Here is an 18,931-nt window from a genome sequence, read left to right on the forward strand (position 1 = left end):
GGATTAGCGCAGCGTGGAGGCGCTGCTCGCCAGCACTTCGGCATCGATGAGCGCATTACGCACCGGCGCAAAGCTGCGGCGGTGATGTGGTGTTGCGCCATACTGCGTTAACTTTTCCATATGTAACGCCGTAGGATAACCTTTATGTTGCGCAAAACCATACTGCGGAAACAACAAATCCAGCTCTGCCATTTCACGATCGCGCGTGACTTTGGCGATGATCGAGGCCGCACTGATTTCAGCAACCAGGCTGTCGCCTTTTACTACGGCCAGTGATGGCACAGGCAAGGCCGGACAGCGATTGCCGTCAATCAGCACATAATCAGGCGTGATCGCCAGGCCGGCCACCGCGCGCTGCATCGCCAGCATCGTGGCATGCAGAATATTCAGGCTGTCGATCTCTTCCGGTTCGGCACGGCCCAGACTCCAGGCCAGCGCATGCTCTTTAATCTGATCAAACAGCGCCAGGCGACGTTTCTCTGAGAGCTTTTTCGAATCGGCCAGGCCCGGAATGGGTTTCGCCGGATCGAGAATTACCGCCGCAGTCACCACCGCACCAACCAGCGGGCCGCGCCCCACTTCATCCACACCGGCAATCAGTCGGGCGTTGGGATAGATAAAATCAGCCATTGGCGAGCTCCAGTACCGCATTTGCGGCTTGTTCGTCCGCATTCCAGCGAATCTGCTGGTGCAGTTCGTGGAAGGTCTGCAATAACGTTTCGCGTTCATGACTGGCATGTAACAGCGGATCCAGCGCCGCAGCCAGCGCTTCAGGTTGGCACTCATCCTGCAGCAGCTCTTTGACAAGCTCTCGCCCGGCCAGCAGGTTAGGCAACGAAACGTAGTCGGTTTTGACCAGGCGTTTTGCCAGCCAGAAGGTAAACGGCTTCATGCGGTAGCCCACGACCATGGGGCATTTCGCCAGCATGCATTCAAGCGCCGCGGTGCCGGACGCCAGCAGCGCAGCATCACTGGCCACCATCGCTTCACGGCCCTGCCCGTCCAGCAGATGCACGGGCAGCTCCGGCGCAACCTGCGCTTTGATTTGCTCAAACTGCTCGCGGCGCTTCGGGTTAACCAGCGGTACCACAATTTCCAGCGCCGGATAGCGCTTACGCAGTATCTGCGCCGTTTTAAGAAAGTCAGCACTCAGCATGTCAACTTCGGCACTGCGACTGCCGGGCAATAACGCCAGACACTGGGCATTGTTGTCAATGCCCAGATGGCGACGGGCGGCGGCTTTGTCGGGCTGTAGCGGCATAGCATCCGCCATGGTGTGGCCGATAAAACGGCACGGGACACCGAAACGATCGTAAAAGGCTTTTTCAAACGGCAGAAATGCCAGCACCAGATCGGTGTTGCGACCGATTTTGAACACCCGTTTTTGCCGCCAGGCCCAGACAGAGGGACTGACGTAATGAATCGTGCGAATGCCTGCGCGCTTAAGATTACCTTCCAGCGTGATATTGAAATCCGGTGCGTCAATACCGACAAACACATCGGGTTTCAGCGAGATAAAGCGCTGTGTCAGATCGCGACGAATAGCCAGCAAGCGGCGCAATCGTCCCAGCACTTCCACAATGCCCATCACCGCCAGTTCTTCCATTTCGTACCAGGCTTCACAGCCTTCGGCCTGCATCAATGGGCCTGCGACGCCAACAAACCGGGCATCAGGATGACGCGCTTTTAAGGCACGAATCAGGCCTGCACCAAGGATGTCGCCAGAGGTTTCTCCGGCGACGACGGCTATCGTAAGGGGACGCGCTGACATGAATTAGCGAATTAATCCACGAGTTGAACGGGCAAAAAAGTCATAGAAAGGCTGCACTTCACTGTGTTGCTGAGCAATCGCTTCGATTTCTGGCTTAACCTCATCCAGCGTTCTGCCGCTGCGGTAAAGCAACTTATAGGCATTACGAATCGCGTGCAGTGACTCTTTGCTGAAGCCGCGACGTTTCAGGCCTTCAATATTGATTCCGAATGGCGTCGCGTGATTCCCCTGTGCAATAACATAGGGCGGCACATCCTGAGCAACGCCTGAACACCCGCCAACCATCACATGCGCGCCAATGGTGCACCACTGGTGCACAGCGGTCATACCGCCAATGATGGCGAAATCATCCACCGTGACATGGCCGCCCAGCGTGGCGTTGTTGGCCATGATGCAGCGGTTGCCGATCACACAGTCATGGGCGATGTGGACGTTAACCATCAGCAGGTTGTCGCTGCCGACAACCGTGACATTCGTGCCCTGCGTCGTGCCGCGATGAATGGTGACGCTTTCACGGATTCGGTTACGATCGCCAATCTCAACCCGGGTAGGTTCGCCCGCGTATTTTAAATCCTGATTCACTTCACCAATGGAGGCGAACTGATAGATCTGATTGTCTTTACCGATACGTGTATGGCCATTCACCACAACGTGTGACTTGAGTACGGTTCCTTCACCAATTTCAACATTCGCCCCGATAAAGCAGAACGGGCCGATATGAACGCCAGGGCCGATGATGGCCCCGTCTTCAATGACAGAACTGGGATGGATGTTGGCGGTTGGATCAATCACGAATTATGCCTCCCGGCTACGGGCACACATCATGGTCGCTTCACAAACGATTTTACCGTCCACGGTCGCTACGCCGTTAAAGCGCGTCAGACCACGGCGGGTTTTCTCGAAAGTCACTTCCATAATCATTTGATCGCCCGGTACGACCGGACGCTTGAAACGGGCATTATCAATGCCTGCAAAATAATAGAGCTCGCCTGGCTCCAGTTTACCCACGCTTTTGAATGCCAGAATACCGGTGGCCTGCGCCATCGCTTCCAGAATCAGAACGCCGGGAAAAATCGGTTTACCAGGGAAATGCCCCTGGAAAAACGGTTCGTTAAAGGAGACGTTCTTTACCGCGCGCAGATATTTGTTTTCTTCAAAATCCAGCACGCGGTCTACCAGCAGAAACGGATAACGGTGCGGCAGCAGCTCTAAAATCTCTTCAATTTGCAGAGTATGAGTTTCAGTAGTCAAAATACTCTTCCTGTCCTAAAAATCTGATGACATCAATAACACGGCCTGCACCGATCATCATGATCGTTGGCAGGCCGCAAATAGTTTCCGTGGCGCCTGGCTTCCCTGCTTACACTGTTATTATGAAAGCCGGTCAGTCATGGGATGGCGTTTAGTCGTCTTTGCCGACTTTGCGCTCGATTGCTTTTAAGCGTTTGCTCATGTCGTCGATATTCATCACCAACGCTGCAGTTTTGCGCCAGGTTTTGTTGGGCTGTAATGGAATTCCTGAGGAGTATACACCAGGTTCTGTTATCGGACGCATAACCATGCCCATACCGGTTACGGTTACTTTGTCACAGATTTCCATATGGCCGTTGATGACGCTGGCACCGCCAATCATACAATAACGACCAATTTTTAAACTACCCGCCATGATCACACCGCCAGCAACCGCAGTATTGTCGCCAATCACTACGTTGTGGGCAATCTGACATTGGTTATCTATGATAACACCATTGCCGATCAGAGTGTTATCCAGCGCACCACGATCAATGGTCGTACAGGCACCAATTTCTACCCGATCGCCAATAATCACCGAGCCCAACTGCGGTATTTTCACCCAGTTACCCCGATCGTTCGCGTAGCCGAAGCCATCAGAACCGATGACGGTGCCGGACTGAATCAGGCAATGCTGACCAATGACTACTTCATGGTAAACCGAGACGTTAGCCCACAAACGCGTACCGCTGCCGATACGGGCTTTTTTACCCACAAAACAGCCTGCGCCAATGACAACGTTATCACCGAGCTCAACGTCAGATTCAATAACCGCATTGGCCCCGACAGAGACATTGGCACCGAGTCTCGCGCTGGGATCAATCACAGCACTTGGCGCAATATCCTGCGCGGGCTGTGGCGTAGTGTCGAGCAGCTGCGCCATTCTCGCATAGGTGAGATAAGGATTTTTCACCACCAGCGCGGCGGTTTTACACCATTCCAGATCCGCTTCCGTCAGCACCACGGCTGATGCCTGGACCAGCGCGAGCTGCTCGCGGTAGCGGCTGTTGGCAAGAAATGTGATTTGACCAGTTGTGGCGGATTGCATAGAAGCAATGCCGGAGATGGCGATATCGCCATCTCCGTGCAATTCTGCATCCAACTGCTGGGCTAAATCAGCCAGTCGAATTGATGACATCGATTATTTAACCTGCTTCGCAACTTCATCAGTGATGTCTTTCACATCAGAACCAGAATAAAGCACAGCCTGAGAATTCAGGACCAGGTCATATCCGCCGCTTTTGGCAACTGACTGAACGGCAGTCTGGATTTTTTCCAGCAGCTTGTTACGTTCCTGAACCTGACGAGTCTGGTTGTCTTTCTCAAACGCGTCTGCTTTCGCCTGGAAGGCATTGCGCTCAGATTCGATCTGCTTCTCTTTCTTGTTGCGCTCGCTCGCCTTCATGGTCGGCGCATTGCGCTGCAGATCCTGCATTTCCTGCTGAATTTTGTCGTGCTGAGAACGGAGTTCAGTGGCGCGGCCCTGGAACTCACTCTCAAGCTGTTTGGAGATAGCAGCGCGCTGAGGTGATTTCTGGAAAACCTGGCTCAGATCAACAGTTGCGACTTTATCGGCCGCCTGTGCGCCAGCAGAAGCAGCCAATGCAACACCCAGAGTAACTGCACATAACAACTTTTTCACTATAAACTCCTTACCCTCAACATGTATGTTTGCAGTGCGGAGCATAACAATGCTCCACAGCTGCAAGCTATTTTTTTCACATCCCTGTACAGAACGTTACCAGGTTTTACCAATGTTAAACTGGAACTGCTCTGACTTATCTCCATCCACTTTCTTAACCGGCTGGGCGTAGGAGAACACTAACGGCCCCAGCGGTGACATCCACTGTAAAGACACACCGGTCGAGACGCGAATGTTGTTTGGATCGCTGTAGTCAGGAATACCGGCAGCGCGCGTTTCAGCGGTGTTCTGCCATTTGGTATCCCAGACGGTACCGGCGTCAACAAACAGCGACGTACGTACCGAGTTGGAATATTTCTCACTCAGGAACGGCGTGGGCGTAATCAGCTCAAGGCTGGCAATCGCCATCGCGTTACCGCCCACCGCATCACTCGATTTACAGATACCGTTAGGATCGCTCAGGTTACAGTACGATGAGCCATCATTCAGGTAGGCCGCTTTCGGACCGATGGTGTTGGACTGGAAGCCACGCACAGTACTGGAACCACCGGCGTAGAAGTTCTCATAGAACGGCATCTCTTTGCCGCCCAGCCCGTCACCATAGCCGACACGGCCACGACCCAGCACAACCCAGGTGTGATCTTTATTGATCGGCACATACTGTTGGCTGTCCAGGGTGACTTTGTAGAACTCATTATCGGAACCCGGGATCGTCACCTTACCGTTCAGGTTGGTACGGTTACCCGAAGTCGCGAAGAAACCGCGGTCCAGCGTGTTATACGTCCAGCCATAGTTAAAGGTGAAGTCGTCAGCCGAGAAATCGCCATTGCGGTTTAACTGCTGTGGCTTACCAACCGAGTCCAGATAGCGCCACATCGCAACCTGAGGACGCATATCCGACAGGTCGTTGTGTACATAACCCAGACCGACGCGCAGCGAGTTGTTCTCATTGATTGGGAAGCCCAATGTCCCGTCTGTACCGTAACTTCTGTTGGTATAGCCGGAGAGATCGGCGTCGCTGGCCTTAAAGTTGTTGTAGAACACCCGGCCGCCCAGACTCACACCATCAACGGTGAAGTAAGGATCGGTCAGGGAGAACTCTGCATAGGTCTGGTAGTCGTTTTTGGTTCCGCTGATACCGACGGTATTCCCGGTACCCAGCCAGTTATCCTGGGTCACGCCGACCTGGAAGCTGACGCCACTTTCCGTACCGTAGCCGACGCCGAAGTTAAAGGTACCGGTGTTACGCTCTTTAACTTTGTAAACCACGTCAACCTGATCCGGTGAGCCCGGTACACGCTGCGTATCCACGTCAACGGTTTCGAAGTAACCTGTACGGTTCAGGCGCTCTTTACCCTGATCGACCAGATCGCTGCCCAGCCAGGCCCCTTCCATCTGGCGCATTTCGCGACGCAGTACGGCATCTTTCGAGGTGTCGTTACCTTCAAAGCGCACTTTACGCACGTAGTAGCGGTTGCCCGCATCCACGTTGATATGCAACTTAACGGTTTTATCGGCATCGTTAATTTCAGGCTGCGTCACGACGCGCGGATAGGCATAACCGTAGCGGCCTAACAGCTTCTTGATATCATCTTCCATCGACGTGACTTTTGCGCCGTTATACAGCTCGCCCGCCGGGATTTTGGTCAGATGTTCGATTTCCGCCGAATGGCCGGCCATGCTGCCGTTAACAATAACGCCGGCAATCTTGTACTGATCGCCTTCGGTGATGTTAACGGTGATGTAGATGCCTTTTTTATCCGGCGTCAGGCTCACCTGCGTCGAATCAATATTGAAACGGGCATAACCGCGATCCAGATAGAAGCTGCGCAGGGTTTCAAGGTCACCCGCCAGTTTCTGTTTCTGGTATTTACGGTCAGCCACCACGTTCCACCACGGCACTTCGTCACGCAGCTGGAAACGGGAAATGAGTTCGTCTGAACTGAAGGCTTTATTACCTACAATGTTGATCTGCTGAATTTTGGCAGAAACACCTTCGGTAAAGACCAGTTTCAGATCGACGCGGTTACGCGGCAGCGGTGTGACAACGGCTTTTACGCTGGCGGTATATTTACCCACGCTGTAGTAGAAGTCTTCCAGTCCCTTCTCGATTGAAGAGATTGTGGTGCGGTCTAGCGCTTCGCCGACGCGCACACCTGAGGCTTCAAGGTTCTGTTTGAGCTGATCGTCCTTAACCGCTTTGTTACCGCTGAAGGTAATGCTGGCGATGGTAGGACGTTCTTTAACCTGAACAATCAGCGTATTACCATCTCGCAGGACCTGAACATCCTCAAAGTTGCCAGTCGCGAACAGGGAGCGAATGGTATTTCTGACGTCATCGTCATTCACCGTATCGCCAACCCGAACTGGCATGCTCAGCAGAGCCGCGCCGACGGCGACTCGCTGCAGCCCTTCGAAATGAATGTCCTTCACCACGAAATCGTCTGCACCGTAAACGGTGGCGCTGCTAAACAGCAGCGACGCTATGAGCAACTTTTTCATCGCCATCGTTATTATGCGTTTTCCTAACACATCCCACGCAAGCTCGCGTTCCAGCGGTTACAGGCGTGAGAAATCATTGAAAAGTGCAAGCCCCATTAACATCACCAGCAGTATTGAGCCGATGCGATAACTAAAGTCTTGAACTCGATCGGACACCGGTCCCCCTTTGATCTTTTCGATCGCCAGGAAGAGCAAGTGCCCACCATCTAAAACCGGCAGCGGGAACAGATTGATGATTCCTAAGTTGACGCTAATCAACGCCAGGAACATCAGGTAGTAAATCATTCCGTACTCGGCTGACAAACCTGCACCTTGCGCAATCGAGATTGGGCCGCTCAGGTTGTTCAACTTCACATCACCGGTTATTAACTTGCCCAACATGGAGACGGTCAGCTTCATCAGTTGCCAGGTTTTTACACTGGCCTCACCAATGGCCGGGAACGCGCCATATTGTCTTACCGTTTTGTACTCGTCTGGCAGAGGAACAACTCGCGGAATGACGCCCGCAAACCCTTCCGCTTTATTTCCAGGTTTCGCTTCCGGCGTCAGGGTCAACTTCACCGCTTCACCGTTGCGATCGACCTCAAGGGCCATACTTTTTCCGGGGTTATCCCGAACCTGAGTCGCAAAAAGCTGCCATTGCGTTAATAACTGACCATCGACTTTAACGATCCTGTCGCCCGCTTGCAAACCGGCTTCACTGGCGGGTGAATTCTTTTGCACTTCAGCCAGTGTCGTTTCGATCTGTGGACCGCGAGGACGTATCCCCAGCGCCACCACCGGATCCTGCTTATCAGGCTCAAACTGCCAGTTCCGCAAATCAACGTGCTTTTGCTGCGTCCCTTGTTCGCCAAAGCGACCCACTGTCAGCGTCGTGCTGCTGTCACCGATTTTACCGACCAGCGCCATGCGCACAGCTTCCCAGTCAGGCGTTTCGATACCGTCGACGGCCTTAAGTTCCGTTCCGGGTGTAATTTGCGCTTCCGCCGCTACCGAACCGTTCAGAATTTCACCAACCACAGGTTTCACACCCGGCACGCCATGAATGAAGACGACCCAGTAGGCAAAGATGGCGAACAGGAAATTGGCGACAGGACCAGCAGCGATAATAGAGGCGCGCTGCCAGATGGCTTTATTGTTAAACGCCTGGTGCCGGAGTTCCGCAGGGACGCTTTCGACCCGCTCATCCAGCATTTTGACGTAACCGCCAAGTGGAATGAGGGCAAGAACAAATTCGGTCCCATGGCGGTCACGGCGTTGCCATAACGCTTTACCAAAACCGATTGAAAAACGTTCGACTCTGACCCCGCAGCGCCGCGCCACCCAAAAATGGCCAAATTCATGCACCGTAATTAATATGCCCAGTGCAATGATGAATGCGGCAAAACTCCAGATTACGCTTAACATCGTCGTTTGCCCTTAGAGTGTCTGAAACACCAACAGTAACAGGCAGGCAAAGACCGGTACGGCTGCTGTCAGGCTGTCAATGCGGTCGAGGATGCCGCCATGTCCCGGGATCAGGTTACCGCTGTCTTTGATACCGGCTTCACGTTTAAACATGCTTTCCGTGAGATCGCCCAGGACTGATGCGAGCGTCGACATCACCGCACACATGACCAGCGTGCCCGTCGGGATGGTCAGCGGCGCAAAGCTGGCAAACAGCACAGCAATAAGCGCGGAAGAGACCAGTCCGCCCAAAAATCCTTCCCAGGTTTTACCGGGTGACACTTTGGGGGCCAGCTTATGCCTGCCAAACAGCTTACCGAACATATAGGCACCTGAATCGGCCCCCCAGACCAGAAACATGACAAACAACAGCCACCATGCACCGGCAAAATGATCAGATTCGTAGTGATACTGGCGGAGCGCCATCATGCCCCAGAAGAAAGGAATAATGGTTAAGACACCGAACAGCAGGCGGAGAAGCCGGGAATGACGCCAGAGTGTCGCAGAGGCTGGATAAAACAGAACCAACAGCAGCGCGCCCGTCCACCAGGCCAGCGAAGCCCACAGCCAGCCTGTAACCTGCGGCAGATAGGCGTTATGTTCGTAAGGGGGAAGGGTAAGGAGCATAAGCGTCAGCACAAGGCCACAGATCACGGCCAGCCAGATACGTTGCTGACGCGATGCCATACCGGACAGCTGCCCCCATTCCCAGGCGGCAAGCATGCAAATGATAATCGTAACAATTGCAAAGCCAACAGGCGGTAACCAGAACAATGCAGCGATCACCAGCGGAATAAGGATCAGCGCGGTGATCAGACGAGACTTCAGCAAAGGTTACCCCCAGATTGCTCAGGCGCCGCCTGGTGCAGCGCCGCCAAAGCGTCGCTCCCGCAGAGAGAATGCATTCAGTGCACCTTCAAAAACGTGTTCATCAAAATCCGGCCAGAGCACATCAGTAAAATAGAATTCCGCATAGGCAATCTGCCACAACAGGAAGTTGCTAATCCGATGCTCTCCCCCGGTCCTTATCACTAAATCCACTGGCGCCAGCTGGTTCATACACAGCTGCGACGTCAGACTCTCTTCGGTTATCTGATCAGGGCGTAACAAGCCTTCCTGTACCTGTTCAGCCAACTTTTTAACACCTTCGATGATATCCCAACGTCCGCCGTAGTTAGCGGCGATGTTTAACGTCAGGCGATCGTTATTTTCCGTCAGCGCCTCGGCCCGACGGACACGTTCCTGAATACGCGGGCTGAATCGACTGATATCGCCAATAATGCGTAAGCGGACATTGTGTTTATGCAGGCTCTTCACTTCGCTATCCAGCGCCCAGACAAACAGTTCCATTAAGGCTGTCACTTCCTGCGCAGGACGGCTCCAGTTTTCGCTGCTAAAGGCGTAAAGCGTTAACGCTTCCAGATTATTATTGACAGCAAAGCTAACGGCGCGGCGTACTGATTTCACGCCCGCTTTATGGCCGGAAATACGCAGTTTTCCCTGGTTTTTAGCCCAGCGGCCATTGCCATCCATGATGATAGCGACGTGGCGCGGACCGGTACCCTGTTGGTCATCGGTGTTGTTGTGATTTTCAGACGACATAACGCGTAATCAATTCCTTTCATCAGAAATGCTGTGGTTTCTGAATACATTGCGCCCGGTACAAATCCCGACATTGCCTGCCGGGCCACACCGAATTCGGTGACAGACCGTTAAACGCGAGCCAGCGACTATAACATTTTCACCCGAAGCGAACAAATAGCCTCAGCGTAATCGTTATTACGACGTGAAATGGGACAACATTTCTGTTGCCGCCGCGCGTGCGCTTCGGTCAATGTCAATGACCGCATCCACGGAGTCCGGCTCCTGACAGTGATGCGCCGACAGCACTGCGCTGTTCAACGCGGCAATATCCGTAAAACGGATCTGCTTATCCAGGAAAGCCGCCACGGCAATCTCATTGGCCGCATTGAGCGTGGTGGTCGCTGCCTGTCCGGCTTCGCAGGCATCAATCGCGAGTTTGAGACAGGGGTAACGACCAAAATCAGGTGCCGAGAAGGTCAGTGCCGACATGCGGGTAAAGTCCAGCGGTGTGACCCCAGCCTCAATACGTGCGGGCCAGGCCATACTGTGGGCGATTGGTGTCCGCATGTCAGGCGAACCTAACTGGGCCAGCACGCTGCCATCGCAATACCGCACCATGGAGTGGATCACCGATTGTGGGTGCAAAATCACTTCCATCTGCGCTGCGCTGGCATTAAACAGCCAGCGCGCTTCAATGTATTCAAGACCTTTATTCATCATGGTGGCCGAATCAACAGAGATTTTACGCCCCATTGTCCAGTTCGGATGTGCACAAGCCTGATCTGGCGACATATTGCTCAGATCCGCTAAATTTGTGTCACGAAAAGGGCCACCCGATCCCGTAAGAATAATCGACTCAATGCCGTTATTCTGCAGGTCAGCGTAACCTAACTGATGCTGGATGGAAGCGGGCAAACTCTGAAAAATGGCATTGTGCTCGCTATCAACCGGCAACAACTGCGCGTTATGTTGACGTACCGCCTCCATAAATAAACGGCCGCAGGTGACCAGCGATTCTTTGTTCGCCAGCAAGACCGTTTTGCCGGCGCGAATGGCGGCCAGCGTGGGTAATAACCCCGATGCACCCACAATTGCGGCCATCACCTGGTCAACCTCATCCAGCGCGGCCAGTTCACAGGCTGCCTGAACGCCGGAGAGCACTTCAGTCCTGATCTTCAATGCTCTCAGTCGCTCACGTAGCGCGGCGGCAGCGTCTTCATCTGCCATGGCGGCGTAGCGCGGTTGAAACTGTGCACACTGTTCTGCCATCAGGGCTACATTTTTGCCCGCCACCAGCGCCGTGACCTGGTAAAGCGCCGGATTGGCTTTAACAACGGCCAGCGTGCTGGTGCCGATTGATCCGGTCGAACCCAGCAGAGTTAATCGCTTCATAATGCTGTCCCTGTATCGGTAAAAGCGTGGGGCACAACGTAAAACGCCGCCAGAGATGGCATTCAGTCAGAAGGCCTCCCTGTACGGCGTTTTCGTCGGCGAAGATGGAATTAGAAATCCATCAGCTCCGTTTCTTTTTCGGCCAATGCTGCATCGACTTTCTTGATGTGCGCATCGGTCATTTTCTGGATTTCATCCTGCGCGCGACGTTCGTCGTCTTCGCTGATCTCTTTATCTTTCAGCAGCGCTTTGATCTTATCGTTGGCATCGCGACGGACGTTACGTACCGACACACGGCCCTGCTCGGCTTCGCCGCGCACGATTTTAATCAGGTCTTTACGACGTTCTTCGGTCAGTGCAGGCAGCGGAACACGAATGTCCGAACCGGCAGAGCTGGGATTCAGCCCAAGATCAGACGCCATAATCGCTTTTTCAACGGCCGGGCCGAGAGAGCGATCAAACACGTTGATTTTCAGCGTGCGGGAATCTTCAACAGTGACGGAAGCCAGCTGACGCAGTGGCGTCGGCGTGCCGTAATATTCAACGATGATGCCGTCGAGCAGTGAAGGTGAAGCACGACCTGTGCGCACCTTGCTGATAGTGGTTTTGAATGCTTCCACGCATTTATCCATGCGCGTATCAGCATCTTTTTTAATGTCGTTAATCACGTTAAAACCCTTGGATTCGGTTTGACCTGGCCAGTTCCGGCATTACCGGAAGCGGGATCGATAAGCATCGATAATCCTGAATGGCGTGCGGCAATACCGCGCCGCACTGACAGAATATACCCTATTTTATCTCGCCTCGGGTATTAATGCGTAATCAGGGTGCCTTCTTTTTCACCCATCACTACGCGACGCAATGCGCCAGGCTTGTTCATGTTGAAAACGCGGATAGGCAGTTTGTGATCGCGCGCCAGCGTAAACGCGGCGAGATCCATCACTTTTAGCTCTTGATCCAGCACTTCCGCATAGGTCAGTTTTTCGTACAGTGTTGCATCGGGGTGCTTCACGGGGTCCGCAGAATAAACGCCGTCAACTTTGGTGGCTTTCAACACCACATCGGCTTCGATTTCGATACCGCGCAGACAGGCGGCAGAATCCGTCGTAAAGAAGGGGTTACCGGTACCTGCGGAGAAGATGACAACGCGGTTATTGCGTAACAGGCTGATGGCTTCTGCCCAGCTGTAGTTGTCGCACACGCCGTTCAGGGGAATGGCCGACATCAGACGGGCGTTAACATAGGCACGATGCAGCGCATCACGCATTGCCAGGCCATTCATTACGGTGGCCAGCATCCCCATGTGGTCGCCGACAACGCGGTTCATGCCCGCCTGTGCCAGACCCGCTCCACGGAACAGGTTGCCCCCGCCAATCACAACGCCCACCTGGATACCCAGTTCGACCAGCTCTTTAACTTCCTGAGCCATGCGGTCAAGCACACTCGCGTCGATACCAAAACCTTCTGCACCTTGCAGTGCTTCACCGCTGAGTTTTAGCAGGATACGTTGATAAACAGGTTTTGCGTTGGTCGCCATGGTCAGTTCTTCCTGGAAGATATGATGAGTGAGAAGTAATTCCGATCAATCATCCGCTTACAGCAAAAGAATTGCTATTGGGATGAAACTGAAAACGTATCTTTTGCCTGTGGCAGACAAAAAAGAACCGCCATCTGGCGGTTCTTTCAGATCATTAAGACTGTTTGGACATCGCTGCAACTTCAGCAGCAAAATCAGTCTCAACTTTCTCGATGCCTTCGCCCACTTCGAAGCGGATGAAGTTGATCACGTCAGCGCCCTGCTCTTTCAGCGCCTGGCCAACGGTTTTGGCTGGATCGATAACGAATGCCTGACCGGTCAGAGAAACTTCACCGGTGAATTTCTTCATGCGGCCTTCAACCATTTTCTCTGCGATTTCTTTTGGCTTGCCAGACTGCATCGCGATATCCAGCTGAACCTGGTACTCTTTCTCAACCACTTCGGCAGAAACGTCTTCTGGCTTAACAAACTCAGGCTTGCTTGCCGCAACGTGCATCGCGATCTGTTTGATCAGATCTTCGTTAGCGCCTTTCGCTGAAACCAGAACGCCGATACGTGCGCCGTGCAGGTAGCTGCCCAGCTCTTCGCCTTCCAGCACTGCAACGCGACGAATGTTGATGTTTTCACCGATTTTGGCAACCAGTGCAACGCGCTCTTCTTCAAACTGTGCTTTCAGCGCTTCAACGTCGGTGATGCGGTTAGCCGCAGCCGCGTCCAGCACTTTGTCAGCAAATGCCTGGAAGCCGCCATCTTTTGCAACGAAGTCAGTCTGGCAGTTTACTTCCAGAATCACACCGTAGTTACCAACGATTTTGGTTTTGATCACGCCGTCAGCAGCAACGTTACCTGCTTTTTTCGCTGCTTTGATTGCGCCAGACTTGCGCATGTTTTCAATCGCCAGCTCGATGTCGCCGCTCGCTTCAGTCAGCGCTTTTTTGCAGTCCATCATGCCTGCGCCAGTACGCTCACGCAGTTCTTTTACCAGTGCAGCGGTAATTTCAGCCATTCCAGAATCCTCGGTTCGTACCTGAGCACGGGTGCATCAACAGGTACTTATTTGCGGAAAATTTACTCTGTCCCGCCGACCTGAACAGGGGCGTTACAGACTTGGATAAAATAAAGGGGCCATGTTTGGCCCCTTACAGATCACATCTGAATGCTAAGGGCTCTTCTACAGAGCAAACCTTAATTAAGCGTTTTCTAAAGACGCTTCTTCAGCCTGCTCAGCCAGATCCTGAGAACGGCCTTCGCGAACGGTAGTCGCAACGGCAGTCAGGTACAGGTTGATAGCACGGATCGCATCGTCGTTACCTGGGATAACGTAATCAACGCCATCCGGATCAGAGTTAGTATCAACGATAGCAAATACTGGGATGCCCAGGTTGTTTGCTTCTTTGATTGCGATGTGTTCGTGGTCAGCATCGACAACAAACAGTGCATCCGGCAAACCGCCCATGTCTTTGATACCGCCCAGGCTGTTTTCCAGCTTGGCCAGCTCACGAGCGCGCATCAGCGCTTCTTTCTTGGTCAGTTTGTCGAAAGTGCCGTCCTGAGACTGGGTCTCAAGCTCTTTCAGACGTTTGATAGACTGACGAACGGTTTTCCAGTTAGTCAGCATACCACCCAACCAGCGGTGGTTTACGAAGAACTGGTCGCAGCTCAGTGCAGACTCTTTTACCGCTTCGGCAGCAGCGCGCTTGGTACCAACGAACAGAATCTTACCTTTACGGGAAGAGATTTTGGTCAACTCAGCCAGAGCTTCGTTGAACATTGGTACGGTTTTCTCAAGGTTGATGATGTGAACTTTGTTACGCGCACCGAAAATGAATGGCTTCATTTTTGGGCACCAGTAACGGGTCTGGTGACCGAAGTGAACACCAGCCTTGAGCATATCGCGCATGGAAACAGTTGCCATGATTACTACCTCTAGTTTAATTGGGGTTGGGCCTCCATGTATCCCATACAACCGACCTCTTTCAAGGCACCCCGGCGTATGTGTCGATACATGTGTGTTTTAGTACACATAGTGAGATTATTGCGGTTCCCGTTGACCTTGCAGCCCACAGAGAATCGTCGGCGCGCTTTATACCACAATCAGGCTCTGGACGCCAATAATTGTTCGCTTATGGCGCGCGATGCGTTCTCCGTTTGGCAGCCCTTTTGGCTTGCTGTTAACATGACAGCACAGCGTTCATTATTGCTGAAAATTTCAGCAACAGCGGAATAATTTAATGGCAATCTCAATAAAAACTCCCGAAGAAATCGAAAAAATGCGCGTCGCAGGTCGGCTGGCTGCGGAAGTGCTTGAAATGATCGAACCGCACGTGCAGCCTGGCGTGACGACGGGCGAACTGGATCGCCTTTGTCATGCGCACATTACCGAGAAGCAGCAGGCGGTGTCTGCCTGCCTGGGTTACCACGGTTTTCCTAAATCTGTCTGTATCTCAGTGAATGAAGTGGTTTGCCATGGCATCCCCAGTGACGATCGCCCGTTAAAAGACGGGGATATCGTTAACATTGACGTGACCGTGATTAAAGACGATTACCATGGCGATACGTCCAAAATGTTTATCGTGGGTAAACCCACCATTCAGGGCGAACGTCTGTGCCGCGTGACGCAGGAAAGCCTTTATCTGTCACTGCGTTTAGTTAAGCCGGGCATTCGGCTGCGCGAGCTGGGCCGCGCGATTCAAAAATACGTCGAAGCGAATGACTTCTCTGTCGTGCGGGAATACTGCGGTCACGGCATTGGCAAAGGCTTCCATGAAGAGCCTCAGGTGCTGCATTACGACGCGGATGACGGCGGAGTGGTCCTGCAGGCAGGAATGACCTTTACCGTTGAACCGATGGTAAACGCCGGTGATTACCGCATTCGTACCATGAAAGACGGCTGGACGGTGAAAACCAAAGATCGCAGCTTGTCGGCGCAGTACGAGCATACTATTGTGGTGACGGATAACGGCTGTGAGATTTTAACCCTGCGAAAAGACGACACCCTGCCTGCGGTGTTAGTTAACCAGGAGTAATTCCACCACGAATAAAAAAGCCGGCGCTCTGCCGGTTTTTTTATGGTTAATGATGAGAGCGTTGCATGAGCCTGTCGCAAGAAGTGAAAAACGGCCTGAATGATTCCCCTGGCGAGTGGCAAGACGATACGCTGACACGCGACGTCTTAAAGCAACGTCTGGAGGGCTTCCAGCAGCACCTGGCGGCGGCGTTTGATGCCGGTGAGCCTGTCGAAGATCTGATTCACGCCCGAACGCTGTTTATCGATCGCCTGCTGCGCCGTTTGTGGCGTTTTTTTGGCTTCGACAGCATGAAAGCCATCACGCTTGTCGCCGTCGGCGGTTACGGTCGCGGTGAACTGCATCCCCTTTCCGATATCGATATCTTAATTCTCAGCCGTCAGCCGCTGGATGAGCAGGCGGCGCAGAGCGCCAGCGCGCTACTGACGCTGATGTGGGATCTCAAGCTGGAGGTCGGCCACAGTGTACGTAGCCTCGAAGAGTGCCTGCTGGAAGGGCTGTCCGATCTGACCGTGGCGACCAATCTGATTGAAGCCCGAATGCTGACCGGCGATGTCGCGCTGTTTCTGGAATTACAAAAAAATGTCTTCAGCGATGGCTTCTGGCCATCATCCCGCTTTTTTGCCGCCAAAATCGACGAGCAGCAGGAACGCCATACACGTTATCACGGTACCAGCTATAACCTGGAACCGGATATCAAAAGCAGCCCCGGCGGGTTACGTGACATTCATACCTTACAATGGGTTGCCCGTCGCCACTTTGGCGCGACCACGCTGGATGAGATGTCAGGCTTTGGTTTCCTGACGGACGCAGAGCGCAGCGAGCTGAATGAGTGCCAGGCGTTTCTCTGGCGCATTCGCTTTGCCCTGCACCTGTCTCTGCCACGGTACGATAACCGCCTGCTGTTTGACCGCCAGCTCAGCGTTGCCCGGCGCCTGAATTATGAGGGAGAAGGCAACGAACCGGTCGAACGCATGATGAAAGATTTTTACCGCGTCACGCGGCGCATCGGTGAGCTTAACCAGATGCTGTTGCAACTGTTCGATGAGGCCATTCTGGCGCTCTCCACCAATGAAAAACCCTATGCCATTGATGACGATTTCCAGCTGCGCGGTAACCTGATCGATCTGCGTGATGAAACCCTGTTTGATCGGGAACCCCAGGCAATCTTGCGTATGTTCTATGTCATGGTACGCAATGAAAACATCAAAGGGATCTACTCCACTACACTGCGCCGCCTGCGCCATACACGACGTCATCTTGAGCAACCCTTATGCCAGTTACCTGAAGCGCGTCGCCTGTTTATGTCGATTCTGCGTCATCCCGGTGCGGTCAGTCGCGCGCTGGTCCCGATGCATCGCCACAGCGTGCTCTGGGCCTATACGCCGCTCTGGGGCCACATTGTCGGGCAGATGCAGTTTGATTTATTTCATGCTTATACCGTCGATGAGCACACTATCCGGGTGTTGCAGAAACTGGAGAGCTTTGCCAATGAAGCAACGCGCCCGCAACATCCGTTGTGCGTTGAACTCTGGCCTCGCCTGCCACAACAGGAATTACTGTTAATGGCTGCGCTGTTACACGACATCGCGAAAGGGCGTAACGGCGATCACTCCGTGCTGGGTGCGCAGGACGCGCTGGCGTTTGCGGAGATGCACGGTCTTAACTCACGTGAAACCCAGTTAGTGGCCTGGCTGGTTCGTCATCATCTGCTGATGTCAGTTACCGCGCAGCGCCGCGACATTCAGGATCCTACGGTCATTCAACAGTTTGCCGAAGTCATGCAGAACGAGAACCGGCTGCGTTATCTGGTTTGCCTGACCGTTGCCGACATCTGCGCCACTAATGAAAGCTTGTGGAACAGCTGGAAGCAAAGCCTGCTGCGAGAACTGTTCTTTGCCACTGAAAAACAGCTGCGCCGCGGCATGGAGAACAGCCCGGATCTCCGTGAGCGTGTCCGTCATCACCGTTTACAGGCGCTGGCACTGTTGCGCATGGACAACATTGATGAAGCCCGCCTGCACCACATCTGGAACCGGTGCCGTGCCGACTACTTCCTGCGTCATACGCCGAATCAGATCGCCTGGCATGCGCGCCATTTACTGGAACACGATCTGCGTAAACCGTTGGTGCTGGTAAGCCCACAGGCTACACGAGGCGGTACAGAAATTTTTATCTGGAGCCCGGACCGGCCCCACCTGTTTGCCGCCGTGGCCGGTGAGCTGGATCGCCGCAATCTCAGCGTGCATGATGCGCAGATTTTTACCAGCCGCGATGGTATGGCGATGGATACGTTTATCGTGCTGGAGCCGGATGGCAGCCCGCTGGCTCCCGATCGTCATGCGCTGATCATTCAGGCGCTGGAACAGGCGATTACGCAGTCAGACTGGGTGCCGCCACGTACCCGCCGTCAGGCTGCCCGACTCCGCCATTTCAGCGTGGATACCGAAGTAAACTTTCTGCCGACGCATACCGATCGCCGGAGTTATCTGGAACTGGTGGCGCTCGATCAGCCGGGCTTGCTGGCGCGCGTCGGCGAGGTGTTTGCCGATCTCGGCGTATCACTGCATGGCGCGCGCATCAGTACCATTGGAGAACGTGTCGAAGATTTGTTTATTCTGGCCAATAGCGAACGCCGGGCACTGGATGAGGAAATGCGCCAGACCCTGCAACAACGGTTGACAGAGGCCCTTAATCCAAACGATAAAGTGTGACCCGCTTCAATTTGTGAACTTTCACTT

The 18,931-nt window shown here is 53.6% G+C and carries 17 protein-coding genes; 2 read left to right on the forward strand and 15 right to left on the reverse strand.

Features of this window, described 5'->3' with window-relative positions; translation table 11 throughout:
* Window positions 1–3: 3 nt before the first annotated feature.
* The 15 genes from rnhB to rpsB form a co-directional block, all read right to left on the reverse strand.
* Window positions 4–630: a ribonuclease HII gene (rnhB, locus tag C1N59_RS16215; RefSeq protein ID WP_033740315.1), complete on the reverse strand. Its 627-nt coding sequence runs from the start codon at window positions 628–630 to the stop codon at window positions 4–6.
* Window positions 623–1,771 carry a lipid-A-disaccharide synthase gene (gene lpxB / locus C1N59_RS16220; RefSeq protein WP_054634466.1) on the reverse strand — a complete coding sequence of 383 codons (1,149 nt, stop codon included), beginning with the start codon at window positions 1,769–1,771 and terminating at the stop codon, window positions 623–625. The genes rnhB and lpxB overlap by 8 nt, the downstream gene beginning before the upstream one ends.
* A 3-nt stretch (window positions 1,772–1,774) precedes the next feature.
* On the reverse strand, window positions 1,775–2,563 hold the full coding sequence (gene lpxA, locus C1N59_RS16225; protein WP_006117770.1) for an acyl-ACP--UDP-N-acetylglucosamine O-acyltransferase: 789 nt from the start codon (window positions 2,561–2,563) through the stop codon (window positions 1,775–1,777).
* A gap of 3 nt (window positions 2,564–2,566) precedes the next feature.
* The gene (fabZ, locus tag C1N59_RS16230) at window positions 2,567–3,022 is read right to left on the reverse strand and encodes a 3-hydroxyacyl-ACP dehydratase FabZ (RefSeq protein ID WP_006117769.1); all 456 of its coding nucleotides are present in this window, start codon (window positions 3,020–3,022) and stop codon (window positions 2,567–2,569) included.
* Between the two features lie 151 nt (window positions 3,023–3,173).
* The gene (lpxD, locus tag C1N59_RS16235; RefSeq protein ID WP_394549878.1) at window positions 3,174–4,199 is read right to left on the reverse strand and encodes a UDP-3-O-(3-hydroxymyristoyl)glucosamine N-acyltransferase; all 1,026 of its coding nucleotides are present in this window, start codon (window positions 4,197–4,199) and stop codon (window positions 3,174–3,176) included.
* Window positions 4,200–4,202: 3 nt separating this feature from the next.
* On the reverse strand, window positions 4,203–4,748 hold the full coding sequence (locus C1N59_RS16240) for an OmpH family outer membrane protein (protein ID WP_191091151.1): 546 nt from the start codon (window positions 4,746–4,748) through the stop codon (window positions 4,203–4,205).
* A gap of 51 nt (window positions 4,749–4,799) precedes the next feature.
* The gene (gene bamA / locus C1N59_RS16245) at window positions 4,800–7,211 is read right to left on the reverse strand and encodes an outer membrane protein assembly factor BamA (protein ID WP_033740313.1); all 2,412 of its coding nucleotides are present in this window, start codon (window positions 7,209–7,211) and stop codon (window positions 4,800–4,802) included.
* A 51-nt stretch (window positions 7,212–7,262) separates the two neighbouring features.
* Window positions 7,263–8,612 (reverse strand): sigma E protease regulator RseP, encoded by a 1,350-nt coding sequence (rseP, locus tag C1N59_RS16250; protein WP_033740312.1) that lies wholly within the window; start codon window positions 8,610–8,612, stop codon window positions 7,263–7,265.
* A gap of 12 nt (window positions 8,613–8,624) precedes the next feature.
* Window positions 8,625–9,482, reverse strand: coding sequence for a phosphatidate cytidylyltransferase (gene cdsA, locus C1N59_RS16255; protein ID WP_054634468.1), 858 nt, complete (start codon window positions 9,480–9,482; stop codon window positions 8,625–8,627).
* An 18-nt stretch (window positions 9,483–9,500) separates the two neighbouring features.
* On the reverse strand, window positions 9,501–10,253 hold the full coding sequence (gene ispU / locus C1N59_RS16260) for a (2E,6E)-farnesyl-diphosphate-specific ditrans,polycis-undecaprenyl-diphosphate synthase (RefSeq protein ID WP_006117763.1): 753 nt from the start codon (window positions 10,251–10,253) through the stop codon (window positions 9,501–9,503).
* Between the two features lie 177 nt (window positions 10,254–10,430).
* On the reverse strand, window positions 10,431–11,627 hold the full coding sequence (ispC, locus tag C1N59_RS16265) for a 1-deoxy-D-xylulose-5-phosphate reductoisomerase (RefSeq protein ID WP_006117762.1): 1,197 nt from the start codon (window positions 11,625–11,627) through the stop codon (window positions 10,431–10,433).
* 110 nt (window positions 11,628–11,737) lie between these two features.
* Window positions 11,738–12,295 carry a ribosome recycling factor gene (gene frr / locus C1N59_RS16270; RefSeq protein ID WP_006117761.1) on the reverse strand — a complete coding sequence of 186 codons (558 nt, stop codon included), beginning with the start codon at window positions 12,293–12,295 and terminating at the stop codon, window positions 11,738–11,740.
* 143 nt (window positions 12,296–12,438) lie between these two features.
* Window positions 12,439–13,164 carry a UMP kinase gene (gene pyrH / locus C1N59_RS16275; protein ID WP_006117760.1) on the reverse strand — a complete coding sequence of 242 codons (726 nt, stop codon included), beginning with the start codon at window positions 13,162–13,164 and terminating at the stop codon, window positions 12,439–12,441.
* Between the two features lie 154 nt (window positions 13,165–13,318).
* Complete coding sequence (gene tsf / locus C1N59_RS16280; RefSeq protein ID WP_006117759.1) at window positions 13,319–14,170, reverse strand: translation elongation factor Ts; 852 nt, start codon at window positions 14,168–14,170, stop codon at window positions 13,319–13,321.
* A gap of 183 nt (window positions 14,171–14,353) precedes the next feature.
* Window positions 14,354–15,079, reverse strand: a complete 726-nt coding sequence (rpsB, locus tag C1N59_RS16285) for a 30S ribosomal protein S2 (protein WP_006117758.1) — start codon at window positions 15,077–15,079, stop codon at window positions 14,354–14,356.
* A gap of 316 nt (window positions 15,080–15,395) precedes the next feature.
* Here rpsB and map point away from each other — a divergent pair, with 316 nt between their 5' ends.
* A complete protein-coding gene (gene map, locus C1N59_RS16290) occupies window positions 15,396–16,190 on the forward strand; it encodes a type I methionyl aminopeptidase (protein ID WP_033740309.1) in 795 nt (264 codons plus the stop codon).
* A gap of 65 nt (window positions 16,191–16,255) precedes the next feature.
* Complete coding sequence (gene glnD, locus C1N59_RS16295) at window positions 16,256–18,904, forward strand: bifunctional uridylyltransferase/uridylyl-removing protein GlnD (RefSeq protein ID WP_039338672.1); 2,649 nt, start codon at window positions 16,256–16,258, stop codon at window positions 18,902–18,904.
* Window positions 18,905–18,931: the final 27 nt, after the last annotated feature.

This window comes from Pantoea sp. SGAir0183 (assembly GCF_043545505.1).

What these genes read in the sequence shown, in the direction of transcription:
- C1N59_RS16240 (WP_191091151.1), bottom strand. Translation starts at nt 4,748, where the DNA reads ATGCTCCGCACTGCAAACATACATGTTGAGGGTAAGGAGTTTATAGTG.
- tsf (WP_006117759.1), bottom strand. Translation starts at nt 14,170, where the DNA reads ATGGCTGAAATTACCGCTGCACTGGTAAAAGAACTGCGTGAGCGTACT.
- lpxB (WP_054634466.1), bottom strand. Translation starts at nt 1,771, where the DNA reads ATGTCAGCGCGTCCCCTTACGATAGCCGTCGTCGCCGGAGAAACCTCT.
- rpsB (WP_006117758.1), bottom strand. Translation starts at nt 15,079, where the DNA reads ATGGCAACTGTTTCCATGCGCGATATGCTCAAGGCTGGTGTTCACTTC.
- map (WP_033740309.1), top strand. Translation starts at nt 15,396, where the DNA reads ATGGCAATCTCAATAAAAACTCCCGAAGAAATCGAAAAAATGCGCGTC.
- lpxD (WP_394549878.1), bottom strand. Translation starts at nt 4,199, where the DNA reads ATGTCATCAATTCGACTGGCTGATTTAGCCCAGCAGTTGGATGCAGAA.
- ispC (WP_006117762.1), bottom strand. Translation starts at nt 11,627, where the DNA reads ATGAAGCGATTAACTCTGCTGGGTTCGACCGGATCAATCGGCACCAGC.
- glnD (WP_039338672.1), top strand. Translation starts at nt 16,256, where the DNA reads ATGAGCCTGTCGCAAGAAGTGAAAAACGGCCTGAATGATTCCCCTGGC.
- rnhB (WP_033740315.1), bottom strand. Translation starts at nt 630, where the DNA reads ATGGCTGATTTTATCTATCCCAACGCCCGACTGATTGCCGGTGTGGAT.
- ispU (WP_006117763.1), bottom strand. Translation starts at nt 10,253, where the DNA reads ATGTCGTCTGAAAATCACAACAACACCGATGACCAACAGGGTACCGGT.
- pyrH (WP_006117760.1), bottom strand. Translation starts at nt 13,164, where the DNA reads ATGGCGACCAACGCAAAACCTGTTTATCAACGTATCCTGCTAAAACTC.
- rseP (WP_033740312.1), bottom strand. Translation starts at nt 8,612, where the DNA reads ATGTTAAGCGTAATCTGGAGTTTTGCCGCATTCATCATTGCACTGGGC.
- bamA (WP_033740313.1), bottom strand. Translation starts at nt 7,211, where the DNA reads ATGGCGATGAAAAAGTTGCTCATAGCGTCGCTGCTGTTTAGCAGCGCC.